Raw genomic sequence first — 15,867 nt, 5'->3', positions numbered from 1 at the left:
CTGACTGCCAAGCCATAAAAAAAGCCCCGCCAGAAATGGCGGGGCTTTTCAAAAACAGACTTCAAGGAAGTCTTACAGGTCAGCGGCATCATCGTCCTCATCCGTGGAGCGGTCTTCCGGAATAGCGGCCAAAGCAACTTCCGGCTCCCCTTTCACCATGGCCCGGATCTGAGCCTCGATTTTGTCGGCTAGGTCGGGGTTGTCCTGGAGGATGGTTTTCACACCCTCGCGGCCCTGGCCCAGGCGGTTGCCATCGTAGGAGAACCAGGAGCCTGACTTGGCAATAATGCCCATGTCAACGCCCAGGTCGAGAATCTCGCCTACTTTGGAAATGCCTTCGTTGTAGATAATGTCGAACTCAATCACCTTGAAGGGCGGCGCTACCTTGTTTTTTACCACCTTCACTTTGGTGCGGTTACCAGTCACGTTGTCCTTGTCTTCCTTGATCTGGCCGATCCGACGGATGTCGAGACGAACCGAGGCGTAGAACTTCAGGGCGTTACCACCGGTAGTCGTTTCGGGCGAGCCGAACATAACCCCGATTTTTTCCCGCAGCTGGTTGATGAAAATGCACAGGCAGTTGGTCTTGTTGATGGTGCCGGTAAGCTTACGCAGAGCCTGCGACATCAGACGGGCGTGCAGACCTACCTTGGAGTCACCCATGTCGCCTTCCAACTCGCCTTTCGGTACCAGAGCCGCTACCGAGTCAATAACGATGATGTCGATGGCACCCGAGGAAATCAGCTGATCGGCAATTTCCAGGGCTTGCTCCCCGTTGTCGGGCTGGGCGATGAGCAGGTTTTCGGTGTCGATGCCGAGCTTCTTGGCGTACAGCGGATCGAAGGCGTGTTCGGCGTCGATGAAGGCCGCAATGCCACCCTTTTTCTGGGCTTCGGCAATGGCGTGCATCGTTAGCGTGGTTTTACCCGACGATTCTGGGCCGTAGATTTCTACGACGCGGCCTTTAGGCAAGCCGCCTACACCCAGGGCAATATCCAAACCCAGCGAACCGGTGCTGATGACCTCGACGTCCATCACCTTGTTGTCGCTGAGCTTCATTACGGTGCCTTTGCCGTAGTTCTTGTCTAGCTTATCCAGGGTCAGCTGGAGAGCTTTCATTTTCTCGGCATTGGCGTTGACGGCCTTGTCAGTGGTTGCAGCCATACTATAGGAGGGGTTGTTTGGAAATGCTTAGGTTTGGTGAATGTAGCCCTTTTTGGCCGGCTCACATAAGTGCGCAGCAGGCCGGCTCAGGCTACCGTGCCGGGCCCTTTTCAGGTCGGCTAATAGTAACGCGGCTGGGCTATATTTTGTGCCCACAATGCTAAAAAAATTCGTTGAGTTTAGGTGAATTTTCCGGTGCTAAAATTTTTGGGAAACACGCGCTTTTCTACCATCCTGATACTGACGTTGGTAGCCGGGCTAGGCAACATTTCCGTGGGGTGGGCCCAGCTCGACAACCGGGCATTTCAGTACACGTTGCCCGTGGGGCCCGCCTACGAGCGGCAGCTGCGCCTCGATGTGCAAGGGTTTCTATTCAACAAGGACAACGAGTACTTCAACAAAATTGATCCGGGTCTTACCTATTTCGGGGCCCAGCTGGCGCCCCGGCTGGTGTATTTTCCGTCGGCCAATCTGCGACTGGAGGCCGGGGTGTTCCTGTGGAAAGACTACGGCACGCCCCGGCTTCGGCAGGTACGGCCCCTGTTCACGCTCAAGTACCGGCAGGGCTACCACAACCTGATTTTCGGTAACCTGGAAGGGCATCTGAATCATGGCTACATCGAGCCGATGTTTGACTTTGAGCGAGTAATAACGAACCGCTTGGAAGAAGGCGTGCAGTACCAGTACCAAACGCCCCGGTCGCGCCTTGATGCCTGGGTGAACTGGGAGCGGCAGCAATACCGGTTCAGCAACTTTCAGGAAGAAGTAGCCGGCGGCCTCAGTGCTGAGCGCACCCTGCTAGGAGACTCGACCGGTTGGTTACTAAAGCTGCCGTTTCAGTTCACAGCCACCCACCGCGGTGGCCAGCTCGATACCATCGATAAGCCCTTGCAAACCCTGTTCAACCTGGCAACTGGGGTACGGGTCCGGCGGGCATTGCCTTACCATTTGGTGCAAGCCGCGCATTTCGATGGGTACGTTACCTACTTCACTGATTACTCTTTTACCCGAGTACTCCCATTTGCAAGCGGCACCGGCCTGTACCTGAACGCCGGGCTCGATACGCGCCTCTCCAACCTGCAGCTCGCGTACTGGCAGGGTAGCGGCTACATTTCCCCCATAGGTGGGCGGCTGTATCAATCTGTCTCAGTATCCGTGGCCGACCCCGACTACATCGAAAAACAGCGGCAACTGCTGATTCTGCGGGTGCTGCGCGACTACCGCCTGCCGGGGAACGTGACGCTGACTACGCGCTTCGAGCCGCTGTATGACCTGAACAACGGGTTGTTCGACTTCTCCTTTGCGCTCTACCTGAACTTCAACCAGAGCTTTCTGCTAACCACGCTCAAGCGCGCGAACGATTAGCCAGCTAAGCCTCAAAGCTGGACCATTGCCTGCTAATTTCCTGCGTTACTGCTCGCGCTTTAGGTAGTAATATAGAATATCGGAGGAAGCCAGGGCCCGCAGTGGCCAGGGGCGCGGCCGAGGAGCCAAGGGCTGAAACCCCACGGCCTCGGCCACAGCGCAGCTGCGCGGGTTGGTGGCGCGGCAGCGAATAAGCAGACGAGCCGCTCGCAAGGGGCCAAACCCAAATTCCACGACCGCCGCTAGCGCCTCCCGGGCGTAACCGTGGCCTTCGGCGGCGGCGGCGAGGTAGTACCCAATTTCCAGCGTGACGGGAGCCGTCCAGTTGGGTTTCAGGCTGATGTCGCCGAGGTAGTGGCCAGTAGCGGTGTGCCAGATGCCTAGCACGTAGAGCCGGCCCGCGGCCCAATCCTGCCGGAACTGCGCCAGCACCTGCCCGGCATCGGCGGGCGTTTGCACGCTGGCCTCCCGGGCCGGAAAGGCGGGTCGGAGGCGAAACCGGTTATCCTGAATCAGCTGGTAAAAGGCTGAAGCATCGGAGGGGAGGTAGGGCCGTAGGGTAAGCCGCGCTGCCAGCAAGGGCGCGCCGGAAGGGCTAGGCAGGGGCAGGGCAGCGTCGTACATGATTTGGGGCAATATGGCCGGAAGTACTACGACGGACACCCCAGCAGCGGCCAAACCGCTACCCCCAACCCGTTGTTCCGGAAACCCCGAGGCCGGTCTGTCGTTCAAAATGCAACCTAACTACCTGCAAATGAACTGCTGCAGCTAAACCAGGTACCTGCATTCTATTTTTCAACCTTTTCTTCTTTCCTATTATGTTCGGCAGACTCGCAAATAAGGTAGCCATTGTAACGGGCGGCGGCGCAGGCATAGGCGAAGCCATCAGCAAAAAATTTGCCCGGGAGGGGGCTGCTGTAGTTGTCGTTGGCCTCGGCGACGACCCGGTGCGCGACGTGGTGGACGAAATTCTGGCGGAAGGCGGCCGGGCCATCGGCTACCTCGGCGACATTTCCTACGAAGAAACCGCCAAAGCCTGCGTGAAAGCAGCCATTGATGAGTTCGGCAAACTAGATATTCTGGTTAATAATGCCGGCGCCTTCCCCACCGTCTCCACCATCGACAAATACCCTACGGAGGCGTTCGAGTACATGATTAAGAATAATATTTATTCCAACTTCATGATGACCCGGGCCGCCATTCCCTACCTGCAAAAGACCCACGGTAACATTGTGTCGGCGGGTTCCGAAGCGGGCCACATGGGCGAGCCGCAGAACACCCCTTACGGTGGTACCAAGGGCTTCGTGCACGCTTTCCAGCGGGGCGTGGCCGTGGAGCAGGCCAAGTTTGGAGTGCGCTCCAACATTGTGGGGCCCGGCCCCATTGATACCGCCTGGACCCATAAGGAAACCGGCCCGATGAATGCCAAAATGGAGAAGCTGACGGTGCAGGGCGTACCTCTTGGCCGCCGCGGAACGCCCGAGGAAGTGGCAAACGTGTACCTGTTCTTGGCCTCCGATGAGGCTAGCTACGTTACCGGCGCTACCTACTACGTCGATGGCGGCGTTACAATTTCCAAGGGCCCGCACGGCGACGAAGTGCCCAGCCACCTAAAGCAGGAGCCTGCCGGCGAGCTAAATCTTAAGCACTCTAAAGAAGGCAACACCAAGGTACGGAAGGACGCAATGGCCTCGATGAGCTAAATCACGGACTGAGGCGGATTCTTCAGGTTACACGGACACCGGTTTCGACTTCTTTCTGGCCACACGTTGTATCACGAAAACAAAAAAGACGCTCCCGTCAAGGGGCGTCTTTTTTGTTGAGCCGATAACTGGCTCAAAAGCAGGACAGAAGCTGTGTAACCCGAAGAATCCGGCTCAGTCCGTGAGTTATTTTTGCAGTTCAAGACCTACACCCGAGCGAGACTGAGGTGGGCTGCCCAAGGCGTGTTGGTTGCGCATTACGTTTACTTGGCGGGCAGCTTCGTTGAAGTACTCTAGTCGGCGAATGAGCATTTCCTTGGTGAGCAAGCGACCTTCTGGCGTGCGCATTACGGCTTTCTTATCGGCCAGAATACGCTGCATGAGGGCTTCCGTGTCAGCTTCATTCTGGCGGAACTGGGTGTAGAACTCGCGCAGGCGCTCTAGGGCACTTTCCGTGGTGAGGCGGAACTGGCCGCCGCCTTGGTTCAGCACCTCGCTCAGCACATACACCTCCAGCGGCAACGACGTGCCGAGTGCCGTCGGGCGAATATCCAAGCCAGCCTCCAGGCCGCTCAAAATGATGTCGAGGTTGCGCTCAAATTGCTGGTAGTACCCGGCTGCTTCCACTAGTGAAAAGTTGAATGTTGAAAGGTAAACGTGAATGGCTGTAGAGCGGATGCTGTTCGGCGTCCGCCTCAGGGCCGTTCATCTGGCTAAAGAAGTTCTTTTACGATTTGCTCCACAGTAACGCCCTCGGCCTCGGCTTTAAAGTTGCGCACCAAGCGGTGACGTAGGATGGGCAGGGCCACGGCTTTTACATCTTCAATATCAGGCGAGTATTTGCCGTGGAGCAGGGCGTGGCACTTGGCCCCAACAATCAGGTGCTGGGAGGCCCGGGGCCGGCGCCCCACTCCAGGAGCTGTGAAGCTCGGGCTGCGGCCCGGCCCGTATTTGGGCGGGTCTTGTGCACCAAGCTCACGGCGTATTCTATCACGTTGTCGGCTACTGGTACGCGCCGCACCAGCTGTTGGTAAGCCTGGATTTCGGCGGCGTGCAGGATTTTACCGACCGTGGGCTTGGTGTCGGAAGTCGTGTTTTTTACGATTTGCAGTTCCGCCTCGTAGCTAGGGTAGCCCAGCTCAATGTTGAACATGAAGCGGTCTAGCTGAGCTTCGGGCAGGGGGTATGTTCCTTCCTGCTCAATGGGGTTCTGGGTGGCCAGCACGAAGAACGGTCGCTGCAGGGGGTAGCGCTTGCCCGCTACCGTTACGGCGTATTCCTGCATACTTTCTAGCAGGGCCGCTTGGGTTTTGGGTGGGGTCCGGTTGATTTCGTCGGCCAGCACAATGTTGGCGAAGATAGGCCCCGGTACAAAGTGGAAGTCGCGCTGCTGATTGAGGGTTTCCGAGCCTACAATGTCGGAGGGCATCAGGTCGGGCGTGAACTGCACCCGGTTAAAGGAAAGGTCCAGCGAATCAGCAATAGTCTGGATGAGCAAGGTTTTGGCCAGGCCCGGCACACCCACCAACAGGCAGTGGCCCTGCGAAAAGACGGCCGTCAGCACCAGTTCTACTACCTCTTCCTGCCCGATAATAACCTTGCCGATTTCCTGGCGCAACTTCTGGTAGGACTGGGCCAGCGCGTCGGCGGCTTCTTTATCGGAGGCGAATGTCATATGTAGGAGAAGAAGCTAGAAGTAAGGAGCTAGGAGTGCAAAGCCCGGAGCGAAAGAATGACGATTCTAGCTCCTGACTTTGCACTCCTAGCTCCTATAACGAAGAATTCAGCAGCCGGCAGCCGGAGTACTCCGGGTCCACTTCGAGATATACGGTGCCGCGGTTCTGGGCAAACCAGGCATCCAGGGCTTTGTTTTTCTTTTCGTTGAGGGCTGCCGCGGCAATCTTCTGGTAGTCGTCGGTGAGGTTGGCTTGGTGCGGGGCCGTGTTCGACTTCAGCCACAGAATCCGCACGGCTTCCTTACCATCATCGGTACGATAGGGTAGGGGCGGCGTAATGCTGCCCACTTTCATCGTATCGATGGTGAAGAAAATGGCCGGATCAACCTGGTCTAGGGGTAGATAGGTGCTGGCGTCGCGGCGGTTCTGGAGCAGGCCTCCGTTACCGCTGGTTAGCTTGTCATCGGAGTTGTCCTTGGCTGCTTTAGCAAAGGTGATGGTGTCGCCGAGGATGCGGCGGCGCAATTTGGCTAGCTCCTGGGCGGCTTCGTTTGTGTCGGCCGCGCCGGTTTCGGGCTTGAGCAGAATGTGCCGGGTGCTAAACGAGTCGCCTTTGCGCTCAATTAGTTGAATCAGGTGAAAGCCAAACTGCGACTCTACGATGGGCGACAACCCACCGGGCTCTAGGCGCAGGGCCGCTGCTTCGTACTCTGGCACCAACTCCCGGCGCTTAAAAAAGCCGAGGTAGCCGCCTTCGGCCGCCGATCCGGGGTCTTGGGAGAATTGCTTGGCCAACGTAGCGAAGTCTTCACCAGCCACAATACGGGCACGCAACTCATTGAGCTTGGCTTGGGTTTGCTGCTTGGCCTTGGAGTTGGTTTTCGCCAGCTTCACAATCTGGCCTACCTCTACTTCCGTGGAGTAATAGGGGAGACTGTCCTTGGGCATGCGCGCGAAAAACTGACGCACCTCCCGCGGTGTTACCAATACTTTGCCCGCAATCTGTTCCTGCATTTTCTGCTGAATCAGCTGCTCTTTCACCTGAATGCGCAACTCCTCTTTAAGCTGCTTTACAGGCTTGTTATAGTACTCTTCAAGCTTTTTCTCGGAGCCAATCTGCTGGATGAAGTACGCCATCCGGCGGTCTAGCTCGCCCTTTACCTGCGCGTCTTCTACCACAACCGAATCGGTTTCGGCCTTGGCGAGCAGTAGCTTATTTAGAGCTAGGCTCTGCAGAATGCGGCATTTGGTATCGGGCGGCAGGGGCTTTCCTTCGGCACGGGCTTCTTCCTGGGCGTAAATGGCCTCCAGGTCGGAACGGAGAACAATCTGGTTATCAACTTTGGCAATGATGCCGTCAACTACGCGTAGCCCTACCGGCCGGCCGATGCCCAGTTGGGCGTAGCTGGCCGTGGCAGAAGCGGCCAATAGGGCCGCACTGAGCAGCACCTTCCGGGCCGATACTTGCAAAAAATGAATCATGGAGTAGTTCCGTAATGCCCTGGGCGTAACCTCACGCACGCAAAGGCCAGACAGCAGGCAAAACGCCAAAAGCCGCCCGTAAATTTCATCATAAATCCTTTCTCCGGCAAAAACAACGGGTAGGCCCTTTTGGTGCTACCACAATCCAGAGAGCGGGCTTTAGTTCTGGAGGTTGCATAAAGACGTAGTGCCCTTTTACTGAATAATTGAAAAACATCATCCTGAGCGCGGCGAAGGACTTTTCCTACTACTGAACGAGTCGTTGCTACGATACTCGTTCAGCGGTAGAAAAAGTCCTTCGCCGCGCTCAGGATGATGTTACTTGAATTATCGTGGCTTTTATTTAGTCACCAGCTTGTCAACTTCAGCCTGGTTGACTTTTACCGGGTACTGGGCGCGCAACTGGTTGAGCCACTCTTTCTCCAGGTAGTTTTGGTAGTCGGAAGTGGCTTGGCCGCGAGCCTCAGCCAGGGTTTTGGGCCCGGCCGGCAGCTGCTTCTCAACCCTGATGGCGTAGTAGCGGCCGTCTTGCTGAGCGGTATATGTGCCGGGGGCGCTAGTCAGGAACTGGTCCACGGCTTTGTTATCACCCTTTTGGAAGCTGCGTTGCTGCACCTGCACGGCCAGAGGATTCTGCCCGTTCATCATTTCCTCCAAGGCCGCGGGATTGGTTGTCGTCAGTTCGAATGCTACCTGGGCGGCGGCCGGTTTGCTTTCGGCAGTGGTGCGCAGGCGCTCGGCCGTTACCCCTTTACCTCGCAGATAGGCAGTTACTCGGTCGGCGCGGCGGCGGGCTAGGGCGGCTGTTTCGCCCCGCTTCACTCGGCCCACCACGTTTACGCTCAGGGTCGGGTCAGAAGTAAGGCGAGCTGCTACATCGTCTAGGGCAGGTACAGTAGCTGGCAATTCGGCCGAATTGGTGCGGAAGGGTAGCGGAGCCGGCAGCCCATTCTTCAGCTGGTAACGACCTGCTTTCTGATACTGCTGAGCTCTGGCCAGCAGTTCTGGGCTGGCCGCGCTGATGACGGTGGCCTGCACGCGAGGCTCCCACTGATACTTGGCCTGGTTTTCCGTGAAGAATTTCTGTAGGCCTACTGTGTCCTCAATGGCCTTGCTCCACACCTTCTCATCCATGAGTTGGAACAGCAGAATACCGTCGCGGTACTCTTTCACCAGCATGCGGTAGTCCTCATACTTCGTCTCCAGGTTGGCCTTCTCGTACTCGGTCAGGCTCTGGTCCACGTACTGGTCGTAGAGCTGCTGCATGGCAAAACGGGCGTCGGCGCCGGCGCGGGGCTTCTGGTTTTGCTGGGCGTAAGTCAGGAAGTCGGATACTAGGTAGGGTTTGCCGCCGATGGTGAACAGTGTCTGGGCGTCGCCAGTGGGCTTTTTACCTTTGGCGGGGGTAGCGGCCGGAGCCGTGTACTGGAAGCGGCCCGCTACCAAGGCAGTATCGGCCTTGGCGAAGGCGTACTCTTTGCCAGCTTGATTTTCAGTGAAGTTATTTTCGGTGCGTACGCGCTTGAGGAAGGCGGTGCGGTTCAGCTCCGAGCGAGAATCTTTGGCCACCTTGCTTTTGAGCGTGGGTTCCATAGCCTCAAAGGAAGGCACAGGCTGCTTTTCCATCAGCTTGATGATGTGCCAGCCGTAGGGCGTCTGTACGGGCTGGGAAATGTCGCCGGGCTTCTGCAGCTTAAACGCTACTTCTTCGAAGCTCGGAATCATGCGGCCAGTACCAAAGGGCGGCAATTCCCCCCCATTGGCCGCCGAGCCAGCATCTTCCGAGAACTGCCCAACGAGCTTTTCCCAGTTTTCGCCCCGGCGGGCCAAGCGGTTATACAACTCATCCACCTTCTTGCGGGCCGTCGCCGAATCAGCGGCGGGCATACCGGGGGTAGCCCGAATCATAAGGTGAGCTACTTTGATTTCGCCCTGGGCCGGCCGCACATCGTTCACCTTGATAATGTGGTAGCCAAAGCGCGTGCGCACCGGCTGCGACACCTGGCCCGCCGGCGTGGCATAAGCCACCGACTCAAACGGATACACCATTTGCATGGCGGTGAAGTAGCCCAACTTGCCCCCGTTTTCGCGGGCCGAGGGGTCCTCGGACGTTTCGCGGGCTACCTTGCCGAAGTCTTCGCCCCCGTAACGCGCTGGCGCAGAGCCGTAATTTTTTGGTAGGCGGCTAGCGTATCCTTAGGGGCCGCATCGGGCTGCACGCGCACCAGAATATGAGCGGCGTTTACCTCCTTGCTGAGGCGGTCATAAGCCTCGCGCACCAGCTTATCCGTTACGCTTTTCTCCGTGAGGTAGGGCTGGGCCAACTGCTGCTTATAGCCCTCCAACTCCCGCTTGAAGGCCTGGGTAGTGTCCAGGCCCCGCTGCTCGGCGGCTAGTACTTTCAGCTTGAAGTTGGTATAAAGGTCGAGGTATTCCTGTACGCTGGCCTTGGTGCCGTATTCCGGGGCCGAGCTATTGTTCTTGCGGTAGACGTAGGCAAATTCCGAGGCCGGCACTTCCGTGCTGCCCAGCGTTTCCAGCGTCGGCGACTTGGCCGCAGTGGTAGGTTTGGAGGCTTGGCACCCGGCCAGTAAAGCGGCCGCGGCGGTGCTGGCAAACAAAATGCGTTTATGCATACAGAGAATAAGGAATCGGCAAAGCGGGAAATCTGGCCGGCAACGGCCCGGGTAGGGAAAAGCTACTGTTGCAATTTTACGGATTTTTTCGCGTAGCCGGAGCGGAAACTAACCGAACACTACCGCCCGGATGGGCCATAAAAAAAGCACTCCGCGCACGGAGTGCTTTTCTGATTACTAGACTCTAACGAGTCCTTAACCAAGTTTCTTGTACAGCCGGCACAGATTATGACCGGCGTGGGTGGTAAACTCCACCCGGTCCATAATGCGGTTAACCAACATCATACCTACTCCGCCTTTTTTGCCAATACGCACGTACTCCTGCAAATCGGGTTCGTGGTAGCTGGCGGGGGAGTATGACGTCAGATTTGTGTCCTCGATTTCGATGCCAAACTCTTTATTTACTACCGCAATGCGTACATCCAAAAACTGCGACTCGTCTTCGCCATTGCCGTGAATAATCAGGTTGGCTACTACCTCATCCACGGCCAGAATAATCTGGTTGACCAGCAAGTCAGAGAGATGGTAACGGAGTAAAAAGTCGCTCACGAAATCACGCACCACCTTAAGGTTGCGGCGTGTGCAGCTGATTCGGATTGCGTGTTCCATTCCCCTCGGTTGCTCAGATGAGCGACTAAATAGCAGTAGCTTCAGCCTCCGACGGTACAATCGTCATCAGCGAATCAAGTCCCAGAATTTCAAAAACGTTGTGCACCTTCTCCTGCATGTTGAAAAACACCAGCTTGACGCCTGCATCTTGGAAACGCTGCAGATGAGAAATAAACACGCCTAAACCGGCCGAGGAAATGTAGTTGAGCCGGCGGCAGTCAATCAGTACTTTCTGGTTGTCCAGAATTTCAGCCTTATTAAGCTCAGTATCAAGAACTACGGACGAGCTGGCATCCAACTCCCCGTCCAGGCTCAGGGTAAGAGTATTTTCGGTTGATTGTTGAGTTATTTTCATACCTCCGTGCTACGTTAAAGGCTGGGTTCGGGTTGGGACGCTTTGAACTTAATAACCAATAAGGTTTGGTCGTCGTGCATGGGTTGGCCCCGGCTGAACTCGTTTAAATCGGTGAGGATCTGTTCCTTAATCTGGTCGGCATCCAGGTAGTAGGTGCGCTCTAACATTTGCTGTAACCGCTCCTCTCCATACTCCTCTTGGTCGTTGCCCCGGGCTTCCACAATCCCGTCGGTGTAAATGACCATGACGTCGCCGGGGTTGTAGTCGTAAAACTGGTTTTTGATGTACTTCTCGTACCCGTCGTGCCGGATAATGCCTAAGCCCAGACCGGCCGTACGGAAGTAGGAAACCTCTTCCTTAATGGAGTGGTAGTACAACGTGTGGCAGTGGCCAGCTCGTGCAAACACAAAGCCACCGTGCTCATAGTCAATGATGTAGAGCGAGGCCGTGATGAAGGCTGCCTTCTCTAGGCAGCGGGCCAGGGCATTGTTAGCCTGGGCCATGAATTTGCTCGGCACCGGAAATTTCTCCCGCTCGTTGCGGGCCAAAGGGTTTTCCTGCATGAGGGCATGGAAAATACCTTTCATCTGGGCCACGTGGAAAGCAGCCGTTACCCCTTTGCCAGATACGTCGCCGATAAGCACGGCCAAACGCCGACCAGGTAAGTGCAAGAAATCGTAGAAGTCGCCGCCTACTTCCGTGGCCGCTAAGGCGTGGGAACTGATTTCAAACCAGTTGTCAATCGGTAAGTTTTTCGGTATCAGGCTGTCCTGTACCGCCGAAGCAATCTTCAACTCATCCTGTACCCGTTGGGTGTCCAAGGAAGCTTGCACCAGCTGCAAGTTCTCAATGCTGAGTACGGTCTGGCTGGCAAAGGTTTGCAGGATGCTCTGGTTTTCCCGGTCGAAGCCTTGAGTAGAAGACTTCAGCATGTACAAGGAGCCGTACTGCCGCTTGCTGGAGCGCAGGGGCATCACAATGAGAGAACCGAAGGGTAGCTCCAGATTCCGGAAGCCACTGCTGTTGGGCAGATCATTGTTGAGGTACTCAATGTGCCCTAGGTTGTAATCGATAAGCAGGTGGCGAATGCCCTGGGCCTGCTCAGGGGCAATGTGGTAGTGCTGACCCACGTATTCCTCCTCGGTGCTGTCCAGCTCCAGCCACGCAGCATCGGCTTCCACCGTTTGGATAGCTGAATCAAAGAACATGCGGTACACTTCCTCGGCATTCTGTCCGCGCTGAATCAGTTGGGTGAGGCGTTGCAGGCTTAGGATTTCTTCCCGCTTCTGCTCAAATACGCCCGCCGTGGGCAGGTTAAAAAACGTAACCAGCAGGCCCATTATGGCAAAGAAGCTGGCAGAAAAGGCATTGAGAATCAGAAACTCGTGCTGGGTGCCGGGCGCAATCAGCTGCGGATCTTGCAGGGTGTGCAAGAAATAAAACACAAACACCCCATGCTCAGAATAACGGCCAGTTGCAGCAGCACAGCCTCTAGCTTCTGGCGGCGACTGAGGTAGGCTACCCATTTCTGGTGGCTGCTAATGTAGGCGCCAAACGCGGCCATAACGCCCAGTAGCGCTGTGTCGAGCCCAAAAGGCGGGGTCCAGGTGAACAGCCGCAGCAGCAACGTGGCACCCAGCAAAACTTCAAACCAGGTCCAGAGCGTCCGAAGCCGGGCCGAGGAACGGAACAGCACCAAGGAGCGCCAGACGTAATTCGTGCGGGCCAGTAATACCACGAACAAGCCAATGTTCACGGTATAAATTGCCGTGAAGGCTAAGGAACTGGTGTTGGGTAGGTTCTGACGGATAAGCTGCTGGAGCAAGTGCAGGCCCACGCAGGCCGTAGCCAGCAACCCCGGACCTAGCACTAAACGGCGCAACAGCCCAATAAAGTCGAGGCCCCGGAGGCGGTCAGTTACTGCCCGCTCCTGCAGGAAAATGGCGGCCGTGAAGATGGCTTGCAGCAGCAGCAGCAGCCAGCCAGGTAGTGCCACCGCCTGCCCCAACAAGGTTGGATGCGCGTACAGCAGCGCGCAAGCCAACAGCCCTAGCCAGCTCAGAATAGAAAAGGGTAGCAGAAGAGAATTCAGCTTCCGGGCAAACGACATGTAGGTGGGAGTACTAGTATTCAGGGGCCGGAGAGGAAAGCAAATGGATGCCCAAGATACGCGGTGCGCTTGAAAAGATACGCTTGCCCGCTGCATTTAGCCAATGGCCCCTCTTACGGAACCGCGCAAAAAAAGCCGACTGCTACCAGGCGGCCGGCTTCTTTCGTGCGGTCTTAAAGGGGCAAACGTAAGGAAAACTTACCGGCTGCTATAGTTAGGAGCCTCACGGGTAATCTGCACGTCGTGGGGGTGCGACTCGCGGAGGCCCGCCCGGTAATACGCACGAAGCGAGCGGTTTGCAGGGCCTCAATGGTGGCAGCGCCGCAGTAACCCATGCCGGCGCGCAGGCCGCCGGCCAGCTGGTAGAGCACCTCAGCGGCGAGTCCTTTGTACGGCACGCGGCCCACAATGCCTTCCGGCACCAGCTTTTTTACGTCGTCTTCAGCATCCTGGAAGTAACGGTCCTTGGAGCCTTCTTCCATGGCTTCTACCGAGCCCATACCGCGGTAGCTCTTGTACTTGCGACCCTCAAACAGGGTAACCTCACCGGGGGCTTCTTCGGTGCCAGCCAGCAGGGAGCCAATCATGATGGTGCCGGCGCCGGCCGCCAGGGCCTTCACTACGTCGCCGGAGTACTTGATGCCGCCGTCAGCAATGAGCGGCACGCCGGTACCTTCCAGGCCGCGGGCCGCTTCCAGCACGGCCGACAGCTGGGGCACTCCAATGCCGGCAATGATGCGGGTGGTGCAGATAGAGCCGGGACCCACGCCTACTTTCACGGCATCAGCGCCGGCGTCGGCCAGGGCACGGGCACCTTCGGCGGTGGCTACGTTGCCGGCAATAACTTCGAGCTTCGGAAACTTAGCTTTGATGCTGCGCACGGCATCCAGTACGCCCTTGCTGTGGCCATGGGCGGTATCCACGCTTACTACGTCTACGCCGGCTTCTACTAAGGCGGCAATGCGGTCCAGCAAATCCGGCGTCACGCCTACGGCGGCGCCCACGCGCAGGCGGCCGAACTCGTCCTTGCAGGCATTGGGCGTGCGGCGGCGCTTCCGAATGTCTTTATAGGTAATGAGACCTACCAAGCGCCCTTCGGTGTCAACTACCGGCAGCTTCTCCACTTTGGAATCCTGCAGAATATCTTCGGCCAGGGCCTGGTCGGTGCCGGCGTTGGCCGTTACCAGGTTGTCGCGGGTCATGACCTCGGAGACGGAGCGGGTCATGTCTTTCTCGAAGCGCAGGTCGCGGTTGGTCAGGATGCCCTTCAGGCGGCGCTGGTCGTCCACAATCGGAATGCCGCCAATGTTGTTGTGGCGCATTAGCTGCTTGGCGTCGGCCAGGGTAGCGTGCTCTTCCAGCGTGAACGGGTCCAGGATCATGCCGCTCTCGGAACGCTTCACGCGCCGTACCAACTCGGCCTGAGCCTTGATGCTCATGTTCTTATGAATCATGCCGATGCCCCCTTCCTGGGCCATGGCAATGGCCATTTCGGCCTCCGTCACGGTGTCCATGGCCGCCGAAACGAACGGCAGCTTGAGGCGGATGTTGCGGGTGAGCTGGGAGCTGGGGTCGGCGTCGCGGGGCAGGGTTTCGGAGTACCCGGGCAGGAGCAGGACGTCGTCGTAGGTAAGCGCCTCGAAGGCAATTTTGGCAGCGTAGTCGGCCATGGCAACAAGAAGGTTAGGTTCCGCTTATTGCCAGGTAAAATTACGGCGAATAATTGAGTTTCCGGTTTTTACCTGCTCTTTTCGTGTTGCCGTTCTGTTACGATCCGTTTCGGGCCGGGCGCCGGAACAGGGGCCATTCGGCAAAACCCCACGGCCACTTTCAGGGTTACACCAGCTAGCTGGCCTGTTTCGGGGCCAGCATCCTTCACCATTCCTCCCTATCCATGGCAACCACCAAAACCTGGTTTATTACCGGCGTCAGCACCGGTTTCGGCAAAGAACTGGCCGATTACTGCCTCAGCCAAGGCGACAACGTAGCCGCTACCTTCCGCCAGCAGGCCCAGGCCGATGAATTCACCAAAAAGGCTGGCGCAAACGGCCGCGGCTTTATCTGCGACGTGGTAAATGAGCAACAGGTGCAGCAGGCCGTGCAGGCTGCCATTCAGCACTTCGGCCAGCTTGATGTGGTAGTGAACAACGCGGGTTACGGCTCCTTGGGCAGCATCGAGGAAATTGACGATGCCGAGGTGCAGCGCCAGTTTGAGGTCAATGTATTCGGGCCCCTGCGGGTGCTGCGGGCGGTGTTGCCCCACCTGCGCGAGTGGAAAAGCGGCCACATTCTTAACATCACCAGCATTGGCGGCTTGAAGACCTTCCCGGGGTAGGCGTGTACAACGCCAGCAAGTTTGCCCTGGAGGCGCTGGGCGAAAGCCTGGCCCAGCAGGTAGGCCCGCTGGGTATTAAGGTAACCAACATTGAGCCCAGCGGCTTCCGCACCGACTGGGCCGGTCGCTCCGCCTCCTTCGTTGACACGGCCATTGAGGACTACCGCGCCACCGTGGGCGAGAATCTGAAGGGCATCCAGAGCTACAGCGGCCGCCAGCCCGGCGACCCCCAGCGCGCCGCCCGCATCATGTTCGACCTCGTGCGCCAGGAAAACCCGCCCTTGCATCTGCCTCTGGGCAAAGCCGCCGTGAAAGGTGCCCGCGACAAGTTTACCACCCTAGTGAAAGAGCTGGAGCAAGTTGCCGACCTCGGCGACTCCGCCGACTACCCGGCTGGGGAATAGCCCCGTGAACAACGCAGTAAAACAAAAG

Annotated in this window: 12 protein-coding genes and 4 pseudogenes; 3 read left to right on the top strand and 13 right to left on the bottom strand. The window is 57.4% G+C overall.

Translation table 11 applies throughout. The features are described 5' to 3' along the window. Positions 1 to 72: 72 nt before the first annotated feature. Positions 73 to 1,164, bottom strand: coding sequence for a recombinase RecA (recA, locus tag MUN84_RS07470; protein WP_244697306.1), 1,092 nt, complete (start codon positions 1,162 to 1,164; stop codon positions 73 to 75). 207 nt (positions 1,165 to 1,371) lie between these two features. Here recA and MUN84_RS07465 point away from each other — a divergent pair, with 207 nt between their 5' ends. Further along, positions 1,372 to 2,529 carry a hypothetical protein gene (locus MUN84_RS07465; protein ID WP_244697305.1) on the top strand — a complete coding sequence of 386 codons (1,158 nt, stop codon included), beginning with the start codon at positions 1,372 to 1,374 and terminating at the stop codon, positions 2,527 to 2,529. 45 nt (positions 2,530 to 2,574) lie between these two features. On the opposite strand, the gene MUN84_RS07460 is transcribed toward MUN84_RS07465, so the two are convergent. Further along, positions 2,575 to 3,153, bottom strand: a complete 579-nt coding sequence (locus MUN84_RS07460) for a GNAT family N-acetyltransferase (protein ID WP_244697304.1) — start codon at positions 3,151 to 3,153, stop codon at positions 2,575 to 2,577. 194 nt (positions 3,154 to 3,347) lie between these two features. Here MUN84_RS07460 and MUN84_RS07455 point away from each other — a divergent pair, with 194 nt between their 5' ends. Then, on the top strand, positions 3,348 to 4,232 hold the full coding sequence (locus tag MUN84_RS07455; RefSeq protein WP_244697303.1) for an SDR family NAD(P)-dependent oxidoreductase: 885 nt from the start codon (positions 3,348 to 3,350) through the stop codon (positions 4,230 to 4,232). 186 nt (positions 4,233 to 4,418) lie between these two features. Here the strand turns inward: MUN84_RS07455 and MUN84_RS07450 are convergent, their stop codons facing one another. From MUN84_RS07450 to guaB, 11 genes and pseudogenes are all read right to left on the bottom strand, one after another. Then, positions 4,419 to 4,859 carry a hypothetical protein gene (locus MUN84_RS07450; protein WP_244697302.1) on the bottom strand — a complete coding sequence of 147 codons (441 nt, stop codon included), beginning with the start codon at positions 4,857 to 4,859 and terminating at the stop codon, positions 4,419 to 4,421. Positions 4,860 to 4,945: 86 nt separating this feature from the next. Then, positions 4,946 to 5,907 (bottom strand): annotated as a pseudogene (locus MUN84_RS07445) (AAA family ATPase). A 94-nt stretch (positions 5,908 to 6,001) separates the two neighbouring features. Then, positions 6,002 to 7,390 carry a peptidylprolyl isomerase gene (locus MUN84_RS07440; RefSeq protein WP_244697301.1) on the bottom strand — a complete coding sequence of 463 codons (1,389 nt, stop codon included), beginning with the start codon at positions 7,388 to 7,390 and terminating at the stop codon, positions 6,002 to 6,004. Positions 7,391 to 7,729: 339 nt separating this feature from the next. Then, positions 7,730 to 9,337, bottom strand: a complete 1,608-nt coding sequence (locus MUN84_RS07435) for a peptidylprolyl isomerase (RefSeq protein WP_410780094.1) — start codon at positions 9,335 to 9,337, stop codon at positions 7,730 to 7,732. A 57-nt stretch (positions 9,338 to 9,394) separates the two neighbouring features. Continuing rightward, a pseudogene (locus MUN84_RS07430) lies at positions 9,395 to 9,475 on the bottom strand (hypothetical protein); the annotation flags it as partial. A gap of 35 nt (positions 9,476 to 9,510) precedes the next feature. Further along, positions 9,511 to 10,026, bottom strand: coding sequence for a hypothetical protein (locus MUN84_RS07425; RefSeq protein WP_244697300.1), 516 nt, complete (start codon positions 10,024 to 10,026; stop codon positions 9,511 to 9,513). A 195-nt stretch (positions 10,027 to 10,221) separates the two neighbouring features. Next, positions 10,222 to 10,635 carry an ATP-binding protein gene (locus MUN84_RS07420; protein WP_244697299.1) on the bottom strand — a complete coding sequence of 138 codons (414 nt, stop codon included), beginning with the start codon at positions 10,633 to 10,635 and terminating at the stop codon, positions 10,222 to 10,224. A 25-nt stretch (positions 10,636 to 10,660) separates the two neighbouring features. Then, positions 10,661 to 10,990, bottom strand: coding sequence for an STAS domain-containing protein (locus tag MUN84_RS07415; protein WP_188556127.1), 330 nt, complete (start codon positions 10,988 to 10,990; stop codon positions 10,661 to 10,663). A 14-nt stretch (positions 10,991 to 11,004) separates the two neighbouring features. After that, positions 11,005 to 12,435 carry a PP2C family protein-serine/threonine phosphatase gene (locus MUN84_RS07410; RefSeq protein ID WP_244697298.1) on the bottom strand — a complete coding sequence of 477 codons (1,431 nt, stop codon included), beginning with the start codon at positions 12,433 to 12,435 and terminating at the stop codon, positions 11,005 to 11,007. Then, positions 12,396 to 13,100, bottom strand: coding sequence for a hypothetical protein (locus tag MUN84_RS07405; protein WP_244697297.1), 705 nt, complete (start codon positions 13,098 to 13,100; stop codon positions 12,396 to 12,398). The genes MUN84_RS07410 and MUN84_RS07405 overlap by 40 nt, the downstream gene beginning before the upstream one ends. A gap of 198 nt (positions 13,101 to 13,298) precedes the next feature. Beyond that, positions 13,299 to 14,770: pseudogene (gene guaB, locus MUN84_RS07400) on the bottom strand (IMP dehydrogenase). A gap of 224 nt (positions 14,771 to 14,994) precedes the next feature. Here guaB and MUN84_RS24475 point away from each other — a divergent pair. Then, a pseudogene (locus MUN84_RS24475) lies at positions 14,995 to 15,839 on the top strand (oxidoreductase). Positions 15,840 to 15,867: the final 28 nt, after the last annotated feature.

This window comes from Hymenobacter sp. 5516J-16 (assembly GCF_022919335.1).
GTDB lineage: Bacteria > Bacteroidota > Bacteroidia > Cytophagales > Hymenobacteraceae > Hymenobacter > Hymenobacter sublimis.
The sequence above is the reverse complement of the archived record's forward strand: the minus strand, read 5'-3'. Positions and strand labels throughout refer to the sequence as shown.

Bases quoted from the DNA above. Each gene is read 5' to 3' on its own strand.
- recA (WP_244697306.1), bottom strand. From the start codon at position 1,164: ATGGCTGCAACCACTGACAAGGCCGTCAACGCCAATGCCGAGAAAATG.
- MUN84_RS07460 (WP_244697304.1), bottom strand. From the start codon at position 3,153: ATGTACGACGCTGCCCTGCCCCTGCCTAGCCCTTCCGGCGCGCCCTTG.
- MUN84_RS07455 (WP_244697303.1), top strand. From the start codon at position 3,348: ATGTTCGGCAGACTCGCAAATAAGGTAGCCATTGTAACGGGCGGCGGC.
- MUN84_RS07440 (WP_244697301.1), bottom strand. From the start codon at position 7,390: ATGATTCATTTTTTGCAAGTATCGGCCCGGAAGGTGCTGCTCAGTGCG.
- MUN84_RS07425 (WP_244697300.1), bottom strand. From the start codon at position 10,026: ATGCATAAACGCATTTTGTTTGCCAGCACCGCCGCGGCCGCTTTACTG.
- MUN84_RS07420 (WP_244697299.1), bottom strand. From the start codon at position 10,635: ATGGAACACGCAATCCGAATCAGCTGCACACGCCGCAACCTTAAGGTG.
- MUN84_RS07415 (WP_188556127.1), bottom strand. From the start codon at position 10,990: ATGAAAATAACTCAACAATCAACCGAAAATACTCTTACCCTGAGCCTG.
- MUN84_RS07405 (WP_244697297.1), bottom strand. From the start codon at position 13,100: ATGTCGTTTGCCCGGAAGCTGAATTCTCTTCTGCTACCCTTTTCTATT.